The organism is Sphingobium sp. 3R8 (assembly GCF_020166615.1).
GTDB lineage: Bacteria > Pseudomonadota > Alphaproteobacteria > Sphingomonadales > Sphingomonadaceae > Sphingobium > Sphingobium bisphenolicum.
Genome location: NZ_JAIQXR010000024.1, coordinates 1 through 16,897, shown reverse-complemented (window position 1 = coordinate 16,897; position 16,897 = coordinate 1). Strand labels below are relative to the sequence as shown.

General features: G+C 66.0%; 19 protein-coding genes. 11 read left to right on the top strand and 8 right to left on the bottom strand.

Annotated elements, in window-relative coordinates:
• The first annotated feature begins 130 nt into the window (after window positions 1-130).
• Both K9B33_RS19250 and K9B33_RS19245 read left to right on the top strand, forming a co-directional pair.
• Window positions 131-2,092, top strand: a complete 1,962-nt coding sequence (locus tag K9B33_RS19250) for a glycosyl hydrolase (RefSeq protein ID WP_224550685.1) — start codon at window positions 131-133, stop codon at window positions 2,090-2,092.
• Window positions 2,089-2,943: an SDR family NAD(P)-dependent oxidoreductase gene (locus K9B33_RS19245; RefSeq protein ID WP_224550684.1), complete on the top strand. Its 855-nt coding sequence runs from the start codon at window positions 2,089-2,091 to the stop codon at window positions 2,941-2,943. Before K9B33_RS19250 ends, K9B33_RS19245 begins: the two co-directional genes overlap by 4 nt.
• Before the next feature lie 88 nt (window positions 2,944-3,031).
• Here the strand turns inward: K9B33_RS19245 and trmB are convergent, their stop codons facing one another.
• The 7 genes from trmB to K9B33_RS19210 all read right to left on the bottom strand — a co-directional run bounded on the left by trmB (window position 3,032) and on the right by K9B33_RS19210 (window position 8,688).
• The gene (gene trmB, locus K9B33_RS19240) at window positions 3,032-3,727 is read right to left on the bottom strand and encodes a tRNA (guanine(46)-N(7))-methyltransferase TrmB (RefSeq protein WP_224550683.1); all 696 of its coding nucleotides are present in this window, start codon (window positions 3,725-3,727) and stop codon (window positions 3,032-3,034) included.
• The gene (locus K9B33_RS19235; protein ID WP_224550682.1) at window positions 3,724-3,891 is read right to left on the bottom strand and encodes a hypothetical protein; all 168 of its coding nucleotides are present in this window, start codon (window positions 3,889-3,891) and stop codon (window positions 3,724-3,726) included. The genes trmB and K9B33_RS19235 overlap by 4 nt, the downstream gene beginning before the upstream one ends.
• Before the next feature lie 189 nt (window positions 3,892-4,080).
• A complete protein-coding gene (locus K9B33_RS19230; protein ID WP_224550681.1) occupies window positions 4,081-4,260 on the bottom strand; it encodes a hypothetical protein in 180 nt (59 codons plus the stop codon).
• A gap of 341 nt (window positions 4,261-4,601) precedes the next feature.
• Window positions 4,602-5,801: a methionine adenosyltransferase gene (metK, locus tag K9B33_RS19225; RefSeq protein WP_224550680.1), complete on the bottom strand. Its 1,200-nt coding sequence runs from the start codon at window positions 5,799-5,801 to the stop codon at window positions 4,602-4,604.
• A 57-nt stretch (window positions 5,802-5,858) separates the two neighbouring features.
• Window positions 5,859-7,511, bottom strand: a complete 1,653-nt coding sequence (gene lnt / locus K9B33_RS19220; protein WP_224550679.1) for an apolipoprotein N-acyltransferase — start codon at window positions 7,509-7,511, stop codon at window positions 5,859-5,861.
• 5 nt (window positions 7,512-7,516) lie between these two features.
• A complete protein-coding gene (locus K9B33_RS19215; RefSeq protein ID WP_224550677.1) occupies window positions 7,517-8,155 on the bottom strand; it encodes a YqaA family protein in 639 nt (212 codons plus the stop codon).
• Between the two features lie 11 nt (window positions 8,156-8,166).
• Window positions 8,167-8,688 (bottom strand): GNAT family N-acetyltransferase, encoded by a 522-nt coding sequence (locus K9B33_RS19210; protein WP_224550675.1) that lies wholly within the window; start codon window positions 8,686-8,688, stop codon window positions 8,167-8,169.
• Between the two features lie 99 nt (window positions 8,689-8,787).
• Here K9B33_RS19210 and K9B33_RS19205 point away from each other — a divergent pair, with 99 nt between their 5' ends.
• The 7 genes from K9B33_RS19205 (at window position 8,788) to K9B33_RS19175 (ending at window position 13,160) form a co-directional block, all read left to right on the top strand.
• Entirely contained in the window at window positions 8,788-9,030 is a 243-nt protein-coding gene (locus K9B33_RS19205; protein ID WP_088181863.1) for a hypothetical protein, read from the top strand.
• A gap of 196 nt (window positions 9,031-9,226) precedes the next feature.
• Complete coding sequence (locus K9B33_RS19200) at window positions 9,227-10,036, top strand: hypothetical protein (RefSeq protein ID WP_224550751.1); 810 nt, start codon at window positions 9,227-9,229, stop codon at window positions 10,034-10,036.
• A 93-nt stretch (window positions 10,037-10,129) separates the two neighbouring features.
• Window positions 10,130-10,756: a DJ-1/PfpI family protein gene (locus tag K9B33_RS19195; protein WP_224550674.1), complete on the top strand. Its 627-nt coding sequence runs from the start codon at window positions 10,130-10,132 to the stop codon at window positions 10,754-10,756.
• Between the two features lie 68 nt (window positions 10,757-10,824).
• On the top strand, window positions 10,825-11,472 hold the full coding sequence (locus K9B33_RS19190; RefSeq protein WP_224550673.1) for a glutathione S-transferase family protein: 648 nt from the start codon (window positions 10,825-10,827) through the stop codon (window positions 11,470-11,472).
• A gap of 152 nt (window positions 11,473-11,624) precedes the next feature.
• Window positions 11,625-12,170 carry a hypothetical protein gene (locus tag K9B33_RS19185; RefSeq protein ID WP_224550672.1) on the top strand — a complete coding sequence of 182 codons (546 nt, stop codon included), beginning with the start codon at window positions 11,625-11,627 and terminating at the stop codon, window positions 12,168-12,170.
• 244 nt (window positions 12,171-12,414) lie between these two features.
• Complete coding sequence (locus tag K9B33_RS19180) at window positions 12,415-12,702, top strand: hypothetical protein (protein ID WP_224550671.1); 288 nt, start codon at window positions 12,415-12,417, stop codon at window positions 12,700-12,702.
• Window positions 12,703-12,833: 131 nt separating this feature from the next.
• On the top strand, window positions 12,834-13,160 hold the full coding sequence (locus K9B33_RS19175) for a hypothetical protein (protein WP_224550749.1): 327 nt from the start codon (window positions 12,834-12,836) through the stop codon (window positions 13,158-13,160).
• Window positions 13,161-13,288: 128 nt separating this feature from the next.
• Here the strand turns inward: K9B33_RS19175 and K9B33_RS19170 are convergent, their stop codons facing one another.
• Complete coding sequence (locus tag K9B33_RS19170; protein ID WP_224550670.1) at window positions 13,289-13,975, bottom strand: hypothetical protein; 687 nt, start codon at window positions 13,973-13,975, stop codon at window positions 13,289-13,291.
• Between the two features lie 178 nt (window positions 13,976-14,153).
• Between K9B33_RS19170 and K9B33_RS19165 the strand changes: the two genes are divergently transcribed.
• Together K9B33_RS19165 and K9B33_RS19160 are read left to right on the top strand one after the other, a co-directional pair.
• On the top strand, window positions 14,154-15,479 hold the full coding sequence (locus K9B33_RS19165) for a M28 family peptidase (RefSeq protein WP_224550669.1): 1,326 nt from the start codon (window positions 14,154-14,156) through the stop codon (window positions 15,477-15,479).
• An 85-nt stretch (window positions 15,480-15,564) separates the two neighbouring features.
• Complete coding sequence (locus K9B33_RS19160; RefSeq protein ID WP_224550668.1) at window positions 15,565-16,890, top strand: DNA-packaging protein; 1,326 nt, start codon at window positions 15,565-15,567, stop codon at window positions 16,888-16,890.
• The last annotated feature ends 7 nt before the right edge of the window (window positions 16,891-16,897 follow it).

Sequence of the window (16,897 nt, the reverse complement as noted above, 5' to 3'; positions counted from 1 at the left end):
AGGGCGGCAGCCAGGAAGCGCTGTGTCCCGTCACCTTTTAAAGAGAAGGGCCTGTGAAGCCATGACGATGACACGCAGATTGGTGGCCAGCCTATTGACGGCATCGGCCATGCTGGCATCGCTCCCGGCCATGGCAGGCTCCCTGGAGGAGGGTTTTGCTCACCCGCCCGCGGAAGCCAAGCCCCGTTTACGCTGGTGGTGGCCGGGTGCCGCGGTGAGCGAAGAAGAATTGCGCCGCGAAGTGAAGCTGATGGCGGACAATGGCTTTGCGGGCGGTGAAATTCAGGCGATGTCGCCCAATTTCGTGACGCTGACGCCGGAGGAGAAGGCGGTCGTCAACGATTATGCCGAGCCGTCCTTCTTCGTGCATGTCCGCGCGGCTGGGGAAGCGGCCAAGGCATTGGGCCTCAGCCTCGATTACACGCTTGGTTCGTCCTGGCCGTCGGGCGGTGGCGTCGCGATTCCGCCGGAAAAGGCCTTTACTGAACTCGCCATGGCGCGGACCGAGGTACAGGGCGGCACGGCAGGCCCAATCCCGGTCGAGATACCCAAGCGCACCCGCCGGCTGGGCGCGCTCAACTTTCTGGATGCCCGTGTGAAGGCGCCGGAATTTGCCGATTGGGGCAAGCGGCTGGACGCCCGCGCCCGCATCGTTGCGGTCGTTGCCATGAAGGGCGCCGCACCCACGCTCAATGGCGCCGCGGCAGGGCCGATGGGCTTCACCATTTCGCCATGGAAAGATGTTGAGACGCCGGGTGCGCTCGATGCGTCAAGCCGCATCGTATTGACCGACAGGCTGCGCGAAGACGGGACGCTGGACTGGACCCCGCCACCGGGCGTGTGGCAGGTCTTCCTGTTCAAACAATATGCGTCCGATGTCGGCGTTCTGGGAGCGGCTGGTCGTGGGCCGCAGCTTATCCTCGATCATATGGACCCCACCGCCTTTGCCGCCCATGCCGCGCGCGTCGGCGATCCATTGGGCGAGAATCCAGTCGGCATCCGCTCGACCTTCGTCGACAGCCTCGAATTGATGCAGGACATCCAATGGGGCCCGCAATTTCTGGGCGAGTTCCGCAAGCGGCGAGGCTATGATCTGACGCCCTATCTGCCCTTCGTCGTGCAGCCCGGCTGGATGCAGGCGTGGGACGAACATTGGTCTCCGCCCTATTTCAACAGTGCCGGCGATGAACTGGCCGAGCGGGTGCGCTCCGATTATCGGCTGACCGTGTCCGATATGATGATCGCCGGGTTCATCGAGCCATTCGTCGCATGGAATCATGCACATGGGATCAAGGCCAAGTTTCAGGCGCATGGCGGGGCATTCGACATCATCAAAGGCTATGGCCTAGCGGACATTCCCGAAACCGAGGATCTGGTGCATGACGGCGATCCGTTGTTCATGCGCTTCGCGCGGTCGGCCGCGCATCTCTACGGCCGGCCGCTGGTGTCGGCGGAAAGCCTGGTCTGGAAGGACCGCGCCTATGAGGTGACGCCGGACGAAATGCGTCGCCGCGTGGACCTGCTGATTGCGGGCGGAGTGAATTCCATGATCCTGCACGGCATGAACTATCGCTTCCATGCCAGCGATTGGCCCGGCTGGCATGCGTTCCAGCCGAGTCCCTTTGCAGGCGGTTTTTCCACCATGTTCGACGAAACCAATCCCATTTGGCCGGCCGTCAAGCCGCTCGCTACCTATATTGCGCGCCTGCAATCGGTGATGCAGGCCGGAGAGGCGATGGTCCCCGTCGCCTATTTCTATGGGCGCACCGGCTATTATGTCGGCATCGAGGATGAGGGCGCAGGCGCGCAAGCAGCCGAAAAGACGTTCCTGGCTGGCGGCTATGATACCGGAAGACTTCCCGACGGAAGACGTCGCATATCTTGCGGAAACCGTGTTGGCCATGAGCTATCTGCCGGCAGCGGAACGCAGTGGCCTGATCGGTTTCAGCATGCATTTTCCCTGGCATCAGAACATTCCGGTGCGCAGCCTGGATGGCATGGACACATTGCCCCGCCGGGAGCCTCCGCACTGGTCGCATCCGGCGATCGACAAAACCGACAAATGATCGGCGCGAAAGGGAGGGGGCCATGAACAAGGCAGAGATTTTCAAGGGCAGGACGGCTGTCATCACAGGTGCAGGCAGCGGAATTGGCGAAGGGTTGGCGCGTGTCGCTGCGGCGATCGGCATGAATGTCGTGCTTGCCGACGTGGTCGAGGATCGGATCGCGCGGCTGGCTGTGGGAATCGAAGCCGCCGGCGGATCGGCGTTGCCGGTCGCGACCGACGTTGGCGATGTCGCCGCGCTCGAACGCCTCGCCGACGCCGCCTATGGCCGATATGGCGAAGTCGGACTGCTGGTGAACAATGCCGGAATCGAAACCATCGGGTTCAGCTGGGAGATTTCAGGCGATACCTGGGATAGGCTGCTGTCGATCAACGTGCGGGGCGTTGTCCATGGCTGCCGCATTTTTGCGCGGCATATGCTGGAAAGCGGCAAGCCCGGCTATATTGCGAACGTTGCGTCCATAGGCGCCCTGGGCATGATGCCCACCCAGGCGCCCTATATGATGAGCAAACATGCCGTGTTGAGCTTCACCGAATGCCTCTATCTCGAAATGCAACTCAAGAAAGCGCCGATCCATGTTTCGGCGGTGTTGCCTGCCCAGGTGGCGACGCGCATTTTCGAGGATGCGCCGACGGATCGCCAGTCCGGCTTCATCGAGCGTCAGCGCGAGATGATGCACGCCATGATCTCCCAGAGCGGGTTGACGCCGATGGAAGCGGGCGAGGCCATTCTGGACGGTATCGCGTCCGGCGCATTCTGGGTATCCACCCATCCCGAAACAACAGCGCAGATGGCGCGCGCACGTTCCGATTATCTGGCGAATCTCGCCAATCCAGCCTTGGCGGATCAGGCGGAGGCTCTGTTGCTTGCCGAATAATCGCGGTAGCGGAAATCATCGCTGAAGGACGGCGGGCGTGGATCGGCCAGGCCGCAGGAGAGCTGTCTCCTCGACGCTGTCGTGCGATCTACCTGCGCCGATAGCGGAAGTACCAGACCTCATGGCCGATACGCCGGGCCTTCGCCTCGTAGCGGGTTTCGGGCCAGCCACCGGGACGGGTCTGGAAATCCCTGGGCTCGCTGGCGAGCCATTCGAAGTCGGGATGGCCGTTCATCACCATGAGCGCCCAGCGCAGATAGACCGGATGATCGGTGCCGAAGCGAAACTCGCCGCCGGGCTTGAGCTTCTTCGCGATCATCGCGACCGGGCCTGGGTTCATCATCCGCCGCTTGGCATGGCGCGCCTTGGGCCAGGGATCGGGATGGAGCAGATAGACGAAGCTGAGCGCGCCGTCGGGGATGCGGCTCAGCACCTGGAGCGCATCGCCCATGTGGAGGCGGACATTGCCCAGCGCCTGGTCGCGGACATGGCCGAGCGCGGTGACGACGCCGTTGAGGAAGGGTTCGGCGCCGATGAAGCCATGGTCGGGCAGCATGTCGGCGCGATGGGCCATATGTTCGCCGCCGCCGAAGCCGATCTCGAAATGGAGCGGCCGGTCATAGCCAAACAGGCCCGCGGCGGTGATTTCGCCGTCTTCCGGCACCGAGATGGCGGGGAGCAGGGTGTCGACCAGTTCCTGCTGCCCCTGGCGCAGCTTGTGCCCGGACTGGCGGCCATATAGGCGGTTGAGGGTCGTGGGATCGCCGGATTTATGCGCTGTCATGGGACGCGCCGATAGCGGGACGGGATGGGGAGGGCAAGCGGGGTTGCTGGGGGAACGGGCGGGAAAGCCTTGGGCCAGCCGATCTGCTGCATCATCCGGTCCATGGCGGTGTCGAGCTGGGACGCATCATAGACGGTGAGGTCATGCGCAGCTTTACCACCCATTCGTCCAGCGCGACCGCCAGAGCCAATGATGTGATACGCATGAACCTGTCCCCTCCCGAACCCCTTCTGTGCAGGCAGGGTAGCGGGAAGGGACAGAATAACAAGCAGTTGGCGGCAAACGCTGAGGAGGGGCGTCGCCGGTTTCGGCGGGACATGGCTCAAAGCCGCCCGCCGCCTTCGTTCGTCAGGTCATTTGCACTTGATGAAACGGCCCTTGGCATCCTTGCAGACGGCCTTTTTCACGGGCGGTTTGGGGGCGCATTTGACGAACTTGCCCTTCGCGTCCTTGCAGGGGGCGGCAGATGCAGGAGCAACATTGCCGGCGATCAGAGCGAGGCCGAGGAGGGCTGTGGCAACCATCTTTGTCATTGAAAGCCTCTTTGGGGAGAGGTGCCGGGTCCGACAGGGGTGGCGAACCCGACAAGGGCGGTATGGGCCGGGAGGAACCGCTTTCCTAGTGAACTTTTCGTCATCTTATGGACAGGTGGCGAGGAGGCGGAAAGGGCGCCGAAGCATGGTGCTTCGACGCCCTTTTGGGATTGGATGATATTTGGGAAGATACACCCCCTCTCCTTCAGGGGAGGGGCAGCGAGACTTGGTTCGGCGAAGTCGGACCTGGTCGCTGCGGGGTGGGAGTGTGGCTCCAATAGTGCGCGTGGACGACAGCCCGCACCCCCTACCCCTCCCTTAAAGGGGAGGGGCTAAACAGGTCAGGCCAGCGCGGCCTTGAGGTCGTCGACCAGATCGGTCTTTTCCCAGGGGAAATAGTCGCCGTCGGGGGTGCGGCCGAAATGGCCGTAGGCGGCGGTCTTCTGGTAGATCGGCTTGTTGAGGCCCAGATGGGTGCGGATGCCCTTGGGCGTCAGGCGCACCAGCGTCGGCAGGACGGCTTCGATCGCCGAAGCCTCGACGGTGCCGGTGCCGTGCAGGTCGACATAGAGCGAGAGCGGCTCGGCAACGCCGATGGCGTAGCTGAGCTGGATCGTGCAGCGACGGGCGAGGCCCGCGGCGACGATGTTCTTCGCCAGATAGCGGGTGATGTAGGCGGCCGAGCGGTCGACCTTGGTCGGGTCTTTGCCGCTGAACGCGCCGCCGCCATGGGGCGATGCGCCGCCATAGGTGTCGACGATGATCTTGCGACCGGTGAGGCCGGCGTCGCCGTCGGGGCCGCCGATTTCGAACAGGCCGGTCGGGTTGACGTAGATGGCTTCATCGCCCGGCAGCCAGCCTTCGGGCAGGATGTCGGCCATGACGCCCTTGACATAGGCGCGCAGTTCGGCGCGGCTGTCGTCATTGTCCATGCCGGCGGCATGCTGGGTCGAGACGACCAGCGCGGTGGCGCGAACCGGCTTTTCATCGATATATTCGAGCGTCACCTGGCTCTTGGCGTCGGGTTCCAGGAAAGGCACGACCTTGCCATGGCGGTCGGCGGCCATGCGTTCCAGGATCTTGTGGCTGTAATAGAGGGTGGCGGGCATGAGGTCGGGGGTTTCGTCCGACGCATAGCCGAACATGATGCCCTGATCGCCGGCGCCTTCATCCTTGTTGCCGCTTTCATCGACGCCCTGCGCGATGTGCGCGGACTGGCCGTGCAGGTTGTTTTCGAAGCGGAAGGTCTGCCAGTGGAAGCCGTCCTGCTCGTAGCCGATGCGCTTGACCGTTTCGCGGACGGTGGCTTCGATCTCTTCCTGCGCGCCGGGCGCCCAGGCGCCATTTTCATAGACGCCCTTGCAGCGGATTTCGCCGGCCAGAACGACCAACTGGGTCGTGGTCAGGGTCTCGCACGCGATGCGGGCTTCGGGGTCTTTCGACAGGAACAGATCGACGATCGAGTCGGAAATCTGGTCCGCGACCTTGTCGGGATGGCCTTCGGAAACGGATTCCGACGTGAAGAGGAATTGGTTACGCATGGGACTCCCGTAAGACATGGGCGGACGAAAGGACATAAAGAAAACTTTATGTCGCTATTAGCTTTTGCCTCGGCGGATGGCAATGGCCGCGCCGAGCAGGATGAGCATCAGCAGGCCGGGCGCCCAGTTGCCGAGCCGCGCGAAGAGCGGGGGGGATAGCGCGGGAGGCAGGCCGGAGTCGAGGAAACCGGCGCGGTTGAGGCCGAGCGCGTGGACGACATGGCCGCGCGCATCGATGATCGCCGAGACGCCGGTCGGGGTGGAGCGGATGATGGGGATGCCTTCCTCGATCGCGCGCAGGCGGGCTTGCGCCAAATGCTGGACCGGCCCCCAACTGCCGAACCAGGCGTCGTTGGAGGGGTTGAAGAGAAAGGCCGGGCGGTTGGCGGCGTCGATGACATGGCCCGAGAAAATGATCTCGTAGCAAATCTGGACTCCCATTTTCAGTTCCGGACGGCCGAGCGTGGCGGGCAGGGGCAGGCTTTGCGGGCCGGGGCCGGGCCAGAAATCGGCGTCGCCGGGGACGAGGCGGGAGAGACCGAGGGGCTGGAGCAGCGACCGCATCGGCAGATATTCGCCATAGGGCACCAGATGGGCCTTGTCATAGCGGCCGAGCAGCCGCGCATCGGGGGTGACGATGAACAGGCTGTTATTGGCGCCGGCCAGTTTGGATTCGCCCATCGGGCTGTCCGGGTCGGGCTTGAAATAGACCTTGGTCGCGCCGGTCATCAGCAGGTCGCCGGGGCCGAGCAGCCCGGCGAGGCGCGCGCGCCAGTCGGGTTCCATGTCGAGATAGGCGGGGATGGCGGCTTCGGGCCAGAAGATCAGCCGCGGGGCCGGGCGCGGCGTGCCGGACAGGGCCGCGAGGGTGCGGAAATGCGCTTCTTCCAGTTGCGGCGAATATTTTTCGTCCTGGCCGATATTGGGCTGGACCACGCGGATGCGGGGCGCGCCTGGGGGCGTGGCCGGAGCGGGCGAGAGGAGGCCCCAGAGCGCCAGGGCGGCAAGGGGCGCGGCGATCGTGGCGGCCGGGCGGAACTGGCGGCGGAGGGCGAGGCGCAGGGCGGCGGCGGCGAGGATCGTCAGCGCGCCCAGGCCATAGGTGCCGATCAGGGTGGCGGTGATGGCGATGCCGGTGGGCAGGAGCGTGGCGCCGAGCGGGTTCCAGGCGAAGCCCGTGAAGAGGGTCGCGCGGAGATATTCGGTGGCGAGCCAGGTGGCGGCGAGGAGGATGGTGAAGGTCGCGCTTGTGCGCACCTCGCCGCGACTAGGCGGCTGAGCCGCCAAATCTCGTTGCCCTTGGCCGGAGTCACGTGCCTCCCCCCAATGCTTGCGGGAGGGGAGTTTGTGATTGAGCCACCATGCGCCCAGAGTCGCGAGGCCGGGATAGACGGCGAGGTAGAGCGACAGCAGGACCACCGCGCCATAGCCGAACCAGTGCGGCATCGAATCCTGGAAAGTGAAGGCGTGGGCGATCCAGTTGAGGCCCAGGGTGAAATGGCCGACGCCGAACAGCCAGCCGCGGGTGAAGGCGGCGCGGCGGTCGGGCGCGCGCTCGATCAGGATGATGAGCGCTGCGAGGCAGGCAAGGGTGACGGGCCAGAGGTCGAGCGGGGCGAAGCCGGTGGCGGAGAGGAGGCCCGCCAGCAGCGCGGCCAGTTTCGGCCGGGCCGAGAAGGCGGCGATGAGCGCAGCGAATGGGGCGCGCATGGGCGTTATCGGCCGATCGTCGCCATGGTGGCGTGGCTGCACCTGTCGTCCTTCTTGCCGCCGCCGGTCAGCATCGAGGCGGCGATGAACCCGCCGACGATCAGCACCAGGAAGAGCGCGGAAAGAAGGGCCAGATATTTCTCGATAAAGGCTTTGATCGGGCGGCCGAATTTCCAGAACAGGAAGCCGACCAGCATGAACTGGAAGGCGCGGCTGACGATGCTGGCCCAGAGGAAGGTGAACAGCGACAACCCGACGAAGCCCGCCGTGATGGTGATGAGCTTGAACGGGATGGGCGTCGCGCCCTTGATGAGAATGATTTCCGCGCCGTAATCGCGCAGATAGCAGGCCGCGACCGGGAATTTGGCGGTGAGGCCGAGCGCGGAGAGGATTTGCTGGCCGACGGCTTCATAGAGGAAATGGCCGATGGCGTAGCCCAGCAGGCCGCCCAGCACCGAGGCCAGGGTGCAGATGAACCCGAAGCGGATCGCCTTTTCCGGGCGTGCCAGGCACATCAGGCCGAGCAGCGGATGGGGCGGGATCGGGAAGAAGCTCGATTCCATGAAGCTGATGGCGAAAAGCCAGCGTTCGGCGTGGCGGTGCGCGGCCTTGGCCAGCGTCCATTGGTAGAGCCTGGTAAGCATCGATCGCGGACCTAGCCGAGTTCGTTTCGGGTCGCCAGCGCTTTCGCCAGCACCGTCATCGCGAGCGGCGGATCGAGCGGAATCGGAAAGGGGCACGTCTCGCCAGTCGGAGCGTAGCCACGGCGTTCGTACCAGGCGATCAGTTCGGTGCGGCTGTCGATCACGGTCATTTCCATGAGGCGAGTGGCGAAGAGGCGGGCGGCATGATCCTCCGCCGCGGCGATGAGGCGACGGCCAAGGCCGCCGGCCTGGCGCGCCGGATCGATGCAGAGCAGGCCGAGATAGGCGATGCCGTCGCCTTTATCGGTGATCTGGACGCAGCCGATCGGCATTTCCCCCGCATCCAGCGCGACCACCAGCCGTTCGGCAGGACTGGCGAGGATCGTGCGAAGTGTATCGAGGCTGGTGCGCGGGCCGCTGAGCAGGTCGGATTCGAAGGTCCAGCCGGCGCGGGCGGCGTCGCCGCGATAGGCGCGCTCGATCACGGGGTGGAGCAGGGGAAGGTCGGCGGGGGTGGCGAAGCGGATGTCCATGGCGGGGGCTTTAGCGAGGCGGTGATCGCTTGTGCAGAGGCTTTGGGCAGCTTGATCGGACGGCGCGGACGCATAATATGGTGGTAAAGGAGAGACGATATGCAGGGCATGGGCGAGGGCGGTTGTCCCTTTACCTTCAACACCGATCCCGCGACCTTCAAGGTCGGCGATCCGGTCAGTTACCGGGTGACGGGGAGCCTGGACGGTTTTCCCTTCGCCGGCGTGTTGCTGGAAGTGCATGACGATCATGTCGTGCTGACCAGCGACGAGGACGACAAGACGAGCCGGATGCGCGCGACGCGGGAAAGCCGGCCGGTGGTGCGCGAAGAGGATGTGTGTTGATGGACGCATAGCGCGGCCTGCCGGCCTACGGGTTGGCCTGCGCCTCCGGCCTGCCGGCTTACGGCGTTGACTGTCCGGTGCCGTCTGGGCATGGACTTACCCATAGAGTCCTGTTTGGTCGGCGCGTTTGACATTGACTTCCATTTTCCGGGTTCCTGCGATTTCGTGGGACAAGGTGCGGCAGCGCGCGGGCGGCATGGCGTTCGCGCTGGTGCTGAACCTGCTGCTGCTGCTCGCGCTGTTCACCCTGTCGCCGAAGATGGAGCCGCCGCGAGTCGACGACCGGTTGCCGGTGACGTTCGACGTGGAGACGGGGCAGAAGACCGATCAGCAGCAGGCCAAGGCCGAGAAGGCGGAGAAGCGGGAGCAGACCAAGGCCGCGCCGCAGAAACAGGCCGACCCGGTCGTCCGCCCGCCGATCCCGGTTGAGAAGCCGGCCCAGCAGCCGCCGTCGCCCTTCCCCTTCCTGACGCTGAACCGCGAGCAGATGGCGTCGGCCGATATCGGCAACATGCCCAAGGGCGCGCAGGGGGCAGGGCAGGGCAAGGGCGATAGTGCGGCGGTGGCCGGGCCGGGCGAAGGGCCGGGCGGGGTGCAGTTGTTCGAGGCGGAATGGTATCGGCGGCCGACCCATGCGGAACTGTCGACCTACCTGCCGTCCAACGCGCCGGCGCAGGGCTATGGCCTGGTCGCGTGCAAGACGGTCGATCATTATCATGTCGAAAATTGCCAGACGCTGGGCGAGTCCCCGCTGGGATCGGGCTTCGCCAAGGCGGTGCGGCTGGCGGCCTGGCAATTCCTGGTGATGCCGCCGCGGGTCAACGGCAAGCAGATGGTGGGTAGCTGGGTGCGGATACGGATCGACTATACCCGGACGATGGTGCCGGCCGGAGCCGGGCCTGGGGCCAGCGCCGGGTCAGGGGCCGGATCTGGCTATGACGCCGGGTCTGGATCCACGCCTGAGCCGAAGAGGCTTGCACCGGGGGTCGCCGGGCCGCAATTCTGATAGTAGCCAATTGCGCGCGAGCGGATCGCGCGGCCATGTTCGTCCGCTCCTAGAGACGGGGTTCCGATGGCGGGACGAATGATGGAGGCGGCAATGCGGGTTGCGATTTTGACCTTTGACGGGTTCAACGAACTGGACAGTTTCGTGGCGCTGGCGTTGCTCAACCGGGTGCCGGGCTGGCGCGCGGAGATGTGCGGGCCGGGCGAGACGCTGACGTCGATGAACGGCGTGCGGGTCGATGTGCAGCAGCCGCTGGAATTTGCGGGCGAGGCCGATATCGTGCTGGTCGGCAGCGGGGTGAGGACGCTCGACATGGCGGCCGATGAGGCGCTGATGGCGCGGATCGCGCTGGACCCCCGTCGGCAGATCATCGGCGCGCAATGTTCGGGCGCGCTGATCCTGGCGAAGCTGGGGCTGATCGGCGACCTGCCCGCCTGCACCGACGTAACCAGCAAGCCCTGGGTGATCGCGGCCGGGGTGCGGGTGATCGATGCGCCGTTCGTGGCGCATGGATCGGTCGCGACCGCGGGCGGATGCATGGCGGCCCAATATCTGAGCGCCTGGGCGATCGCGCGAGGCGTGGGAATGGCGTGCGGGGGCGAGGCGGCGGCGCGCGCGGTGATCGACTATGTCGCGCCGGTGGGCGAGAAGGCGGAGACGGTCGCGCGGGTGATGGGCGTCGTGGCGCCCTATCTGGAGCCGGTTGCTTTGCCCGCATAAAATAGTTGCATATCGCTACTGGATTGGCAGGATGCGGCCACCGACCCGATGACAGGAGGAGAGACGATATGATTATCCATGGCGCGCGGCCATCGCCCTTTGTGCGCAAAGTCATTGTCTTCGCCGCGGAAAAGGGGATCGCGGTCGAGGTGCAGGCGGCCGGGTTCGGCCGGGGGGCGGATGCGTATCTGAAGGGATCGCCCTTCGGCAAGATACCGGCGCTGGAGGATGGCGATTTCCTGCTGTGCGATTCGACCGCGATCATCACCTATATGGATGCCTTGCGCCCCGGCGAGGAGATGATCCCGGCTGAACCGAAGGCGCGGGCCAGAACCATCTGGTATGAGGAGTTCGGCGATACGGTGGTGCAGCCGATCGGGCAGAAGATCTTCTTCAACCGCGCGGTCGCGAAACGGCTGAAGCGCGAACCGGACCTGGCTGCGGCGGACCAGGCCGAGGCCGGGGAGATGCCGGCCATCTATGATTATCTGGAGGGCGTGCTGCCCGAAAGCGGCTGGCTGGTGGCGGATCGCTTCACCCTGGCGGACCTGGCTGCGGCGTGCCCGATCATCAACGTCGGCTATGTATCGGACGGCCTGAGCGCGGATCGCTGGCCCAGGGCGGCGGCGTGGCTGGATCGGGTGAAGGCGCGGCCGAGCGTGGCGGAGGCGCTGGCGCTGGAAGCGCCGATGGTTCAGCCCATAATAGAAAAATAACCTATATGGAACATTTCTGTTGACATCGTCACGCTGATCTGGCAGGGATTGGGACAGTGGAAAAATGTGAGTCGCCAAGGCGGCTTTGGTGAAGGGGCTGGTCCGAAAGGGTCGGCCCCTTTTGCGTGGCGTGGGCGACGGGGGGAGCGGGCATGGGGGAGCAGACGGGCACGCAGGCGAGGCTGGTGGCGCGGCGCCAGCGCGTTGGCGGGGCTGTGCGGGCGCAGAAGGGCAAGGCGCGCAAGGATGGCTGGACCAAAGCGAAGGAGCGGCTGTTCCTGGAAACGCTGGCAGAGACCTGCAATGCCAGCGAGGCGGCGCGGGCGGCGGGCCTGTGCCGGGCGAGCGCCTATCGCCGGCGGCAGGGCGACGCGGGTTTCGCCCGCGCCTGGGACGAGGCGCTGGACGTGGGCTATGCCGAGATCGAGGCGCTGCTGATGCGCGAAGTGCTGTTCGGGAGCGAGGTCGAGGAGTTGACGCTGGATGGCGAAGGCGCGGTGAAGGGGCGCAAGATCAAGCGTACGCGCAACCTGACGGTGGCGCTGCGGCTTTTGACGCTGCACCGCGACCGGATGGAGAAGCGCCGCGCGGGCGCCGGGCCGGGTGAGGCGGGGCGGCCCGACAGCCCCGACGCGATCGCGCGGGTGAAGGATGTGCTGGGCGCGATCCGGCGACGGCGGGCGGTGGTGGAGGCGTGATGGGCGGCGGCCGGAGGCGGGATAAGGGGCCGCGTTCGACCAATGTCTAATCAACGCCATGCGGGTGGGGCCGTTATGGGAGATGGAGCCCGGCCTAACCGTCCCCACTGCCGGGCTTCCACCTTTTCTGCTGCTGGATTGGATGGTGCGGCCCGGCTGTGGCGCGTGTTGCGAGTGTTTCTCATCCGGAACAAAATATTGCCGGGGTCCGTTCGGTGACGCACATAATGTGCAGGAGAGTGACATGGTTGAAGTGCGCAACGATCCCTATGACGATCGCGTCGTCGTGAAGAAAAGCAGCGGCGGTCGCACGATCGCGATCGTCCTGATTCTGGCCCTGGCCGTGGTCGGCGTGCTGTTCGCCACCGGATTCTGGAAAGCCGATGTGAGCGGCGGCAATATGCCCGAAGTCAGCGTGAAGGGGGGCGACCTGCCCAAGGTCGACGTCGATTCCAAGGCTGTCGTGGTCGGCACCAAGAAGGAAACGATCGACGTTCCGACCGTGGGCGTGAAGGATAATGGCGAGAAGTGATCGTCCCCGTGCCGCGGTGAATGACGCAAAGGCTCTTCCTGCGTGCAGGGGGAGCCTTTTTGCATGGATTGATTTGCCGGACGCGCGGGCGCAGAGGGATGGCGGATTATGCGGCGGAGGACGGAATGGCGATGCGGCGGTTGATAATGGTTGGCCTGTGCTGTGCGCTGGCCGCTTGCGGTGATGGCAGCAGCGACCGGGTGGTCGCCGACAACCGCCAAGAACCGGAAACCGGCGCGACGGCGCAGGTATCGAAGCTGGACGACGGGCTGCGCAACGGCGTGTTCGAGAAGGCGATCCGGGCGAGCGGGGCGGCCTGCCCCAGCGTGACCGCGTCGGAGCGCGCCGAGATCAGTCCTGGCGTGCGCGGATGGAAGGCGCAGTGCGACAATGGCAGCGCGCATCTGATCCAGATATTGAGCGACGGCACCGCCAAGGTGACGAGCCGGACGCATTGAGTTGGAATTTTCGGGTGGGGGGTGGAGCGATCCGATGTGCCGCTCCCCCTCTCCCGGCTTCGACCAGGCAGCAGGCTACCAAGTCTTCGCAGCCCTCTCCCCCGAAGGGGAGAGGGTTTTTTGTTGGCTCAGTTCGTCTTGATTTCGAGCGACGGGTCGACCAGCGAGGTCTTGGTCGCTGCCGGGGTTGCCGCGGCCGGGGCGACGGCGGGCGTTGCGACCGGAACAGCAGCGGGCGCGGCGACCGGCGCGGGCGCGACGGCGGCGGCGAAGGCGACGCTGACATCTTCATCGAGGAAGGCGGTGACGGGCGCGCCGAGCGGGATGCGGGCGCTGGTGCCGGTGGTGATGAAGCCTGCGATCGGTACGAAGGCGATGGCGGCGACGACGCCGGCGGTGCCGGTCGTCCCCTTGTCATCGAAGCTGCCGGTCAGGCGGATCTGGTTGCCATTGGCGCGGACGTAGAGGATGCGGCCGTTGATGCGGCCGGACTTGCCCCACATGCCCTTGTCGCGGACGTCGGTGATTTCGCCGGTGACCGGGCTGCCGGCCGGGATCACGGTCTGGCCGTTCAGCGTTATGGTTTCGGCGACTTCGAGCTGGACGCGCTGGCCGATGCGCAGCTTCTTGCCCTCGGTCGTCAGGGCTTCGGACATTTTGAGCGGGATCTGCATACCGGCGCGCAGGACGTTGCCGCCGGGCGCAGCGACGATGGTGGCGACCGGCGCGGCAGGCGCGGTCGTGACCTGAGCAAAGACGGATGGCGCGCAGGCGCAGGCGATCACGCCCACAAGGGCGCTGGCAACGAACTTCATGTGTAAAACCCCCACGTAAAAGACTCAGTTCGCCCCCGAACTGAGGATGCACAGGTGCAATCGCGCGGGGTCTGTCGTCAAGGGGATAAATATTTGATCTATAGTGATGTTTATTGTGCGGCTGCGAGAATTTCGCGGGGCGCTTTACAGGCGTGCAACAGGCGGTAGACCAGAGCGCATGACAAAGATGATGTTTTTGACCGCCGCCGCCGTCGCGCTGTTTCCCCTATCGGCCGGGGCCGAGACCATTCCGCCGAGCCGGACGCCCGATCCGGCGCGGATGAAGGCGACGGTGGAGACATTGGTCGGCTTCGGCACGCGGCATACGCTGTCGTCGGCGACCGACGCCAGGCGCGGGATCGGCGCGGCGCGGCGGTGGGGCGCGGCGGAATTTGCGAAGATCGCCAAGGGCTGCGGCGGTTGTTTGACGGTGGAGACGGTGGCGGATCGCTTTACCGGGCCGCGGGCGCCCGATGGGGTGGAAGTGGTCGATGTGCTGGCGATCCAGAAGGGGACGGGCGATCCGACCCAGGTCGTGATCGTCGCCGGGCATATCGACAGCCGCGTGACCGATGTCATGAACGTAACCAGCGATGCGCCGGGCGCGAACGACAATGCATCGGGCACGGCGCTGGTGATCGAGGCGGCGCGGGTTCTGGCAGGCGAAAAGTTCGACGGGACGATCGTCTATGCGCTGCTCTCGGGCGAGGAGCAGGGGCTGTGGGGCGGCAAGCTGCTGGCGGCGACGGCCAAGGCGCGCGGCTGGCAGGTGCGGGCGATGCTGAACAACGATATCGTCGGCAATACGATCGGTCAGAACGGACATGTCGTGGCCGACCGGGTGCGGGTCTTTTCAGAGGGTATCCGGGCGGGCGACGACGCCAAGGCGAGCGCGACGCGGCGGGCCATCGGCGGCGAGGATGACGGGCCGTCGCGGGCGCTGGCGAAAAAGATCGACGGGATCGCGGAGGCCAATCCGCAGATTGGGCTGGATGTGTTCGCGGTGCGGCGCTTCGATCGCTTTGGGCGGGGCGGGGATCATTCGCCCTTCCTGGACCTGGGCTTTCCCGCGGTGCGCTTTTCGGTGGGGATCGAGAATTACGACCGGCAGCATCAGGATCTGCGGACGGAAAATGGTCGCGTCTATGGCGATACGGTCGAGGGAATGGACTTTCCCTATCTGGCGAAGGTGACGGCCTTGAACGTCGCGGCGTTGCGGCAACTGGCGGATGCACCGGCCGCGCCGGCGAGCGTGTCGCTGGACGGGGCGCTGTCGATGGATACGCGGGTATATTGGGACGCGGTGCCGGGGGCGGCGGGGTATAAGGTCTATTGGCGGCGGGCCGATGCGCAGGACTGGACCGACAGCCGCGTCGTGACGGGAACGACCGAGACGGTGCTGAAGGATATCGTGGTGGACGATCATTTCATCGGCGTGGCGGCGGTGGCGAAGGATGGGGCGGAAAGCCTGGTGACCTTCGGCGGGATGGCGCCGCGGAAATAATCGGGTTCACGAAAATATCTTTGGAAGGCCGCTTTCGGGCGGCCTTTTTCATGTCCTGGCGCGGCGGATATTGCAGGGGAGCGCGATGGCGGTTTCGGATCAGGTTTTTCTGGCGAGGGACGATGGGCGGTCCAGGGCGGCGATATTGCGGCGGCTGGATGCGGCGTCGGCGGCGTTGCTGGCGCATGAGTGGGAATATCTGGCCCGGCCGGGGCAATTGCCGCCGCCGGGCGACTGGCGCATCTGGCTGATGATGGCGGGGCGCGGGTTCGGCAAGACGCGGGCCGGGGCGGAATGGGTGCGAGGGATTGCCGAGGGTGATCCGCAGGCGCGGATCGCGCTGGTCGGCGCGACGCTGGGCGAGGCGCGCAGCGTGATGGTGGAAGGGGCGTCGGGCCTGCTGGCGATCGCGCCCTGGTGGAACCGGCCGGCCTATGCCCCCGCGCTGCGCAAGCTGACCTGGCCCAATGGCGCGGTGGCGACGTTGTTCGGCGCGGCCGAGCCGGAGGGGCTGCGCGGGCCGCAGTTCAGCCATGGCTGGGCCGACGAGATCGCGAAATGGGCGGGCGGCGAGGCGGCCTGGCATAATCTGATGATGGGATTGCGGCTGGGGACAAGGCCGCAGGTGCTGGCGACGACGACGCCGCGGCCGGTGCCGCTGGTGCGGGCGCTGGTGGCGCAGGCCAAAGACGATGGGAGCGACGATGTGATCGTGACGCGGGGGCGGACGGCGGAGAATGCGGCGCATCTGGCGGACGGCTTCGTCGACGCCATGGCGGCGAGCTATGGGGGCACGCGGCTGGGGCGGCAGGAACTGGACGGCGAACTGATCGAGGAGGTGGAGGGCGCTTTGTGGAGCCGCGACCTGATCGAGCGGTGCCGGGTGGCGCATGTGCCGGGCGCGCTGGGCCGGGTGGTGGTGGCGGTCGATCCGCCGGCGTCGGCGGGCGGGGACGCCTGCGGCATCGTGGTGGCGGGGGTCGGCGGCGACGGGCGCGCCTATGTGATCGCCGATGCGAGCGTTGCGGGCCAGTCGCCCGAAGGCTGGGCGCGGGCGGTCGCGACGGCGGCTTTGGTCCATGACGCGGATCGCGTGGTGGCCGAGGCCAATAATGGCGGGGCGATGGTGGAAAGCGTGCTGCGCGCGGCGGAGGCGGCGATGCCGGTGAAGCTGGTCCATGCGAGCCGGGGCAAGGTGGCGCGGGCCGAGCCGGTGGCGGCGCTCTATGAAGCGGGGCGGGTGATGCACCGCGGGGCTTTCCCCGCGCTGGAGGACCAGATGTGCGGGCTGATCGCGGGAGGTGGCTATGTCGGGCCGGGGCGATCGCCGGATCGCGCCGATGCGCTGGTGTGGGCGCTGAGCGAGTTGATGCTGGGGAAAAGGGGCGAGGCGCGGGTGCGGGGGATGTGAGGGGGAT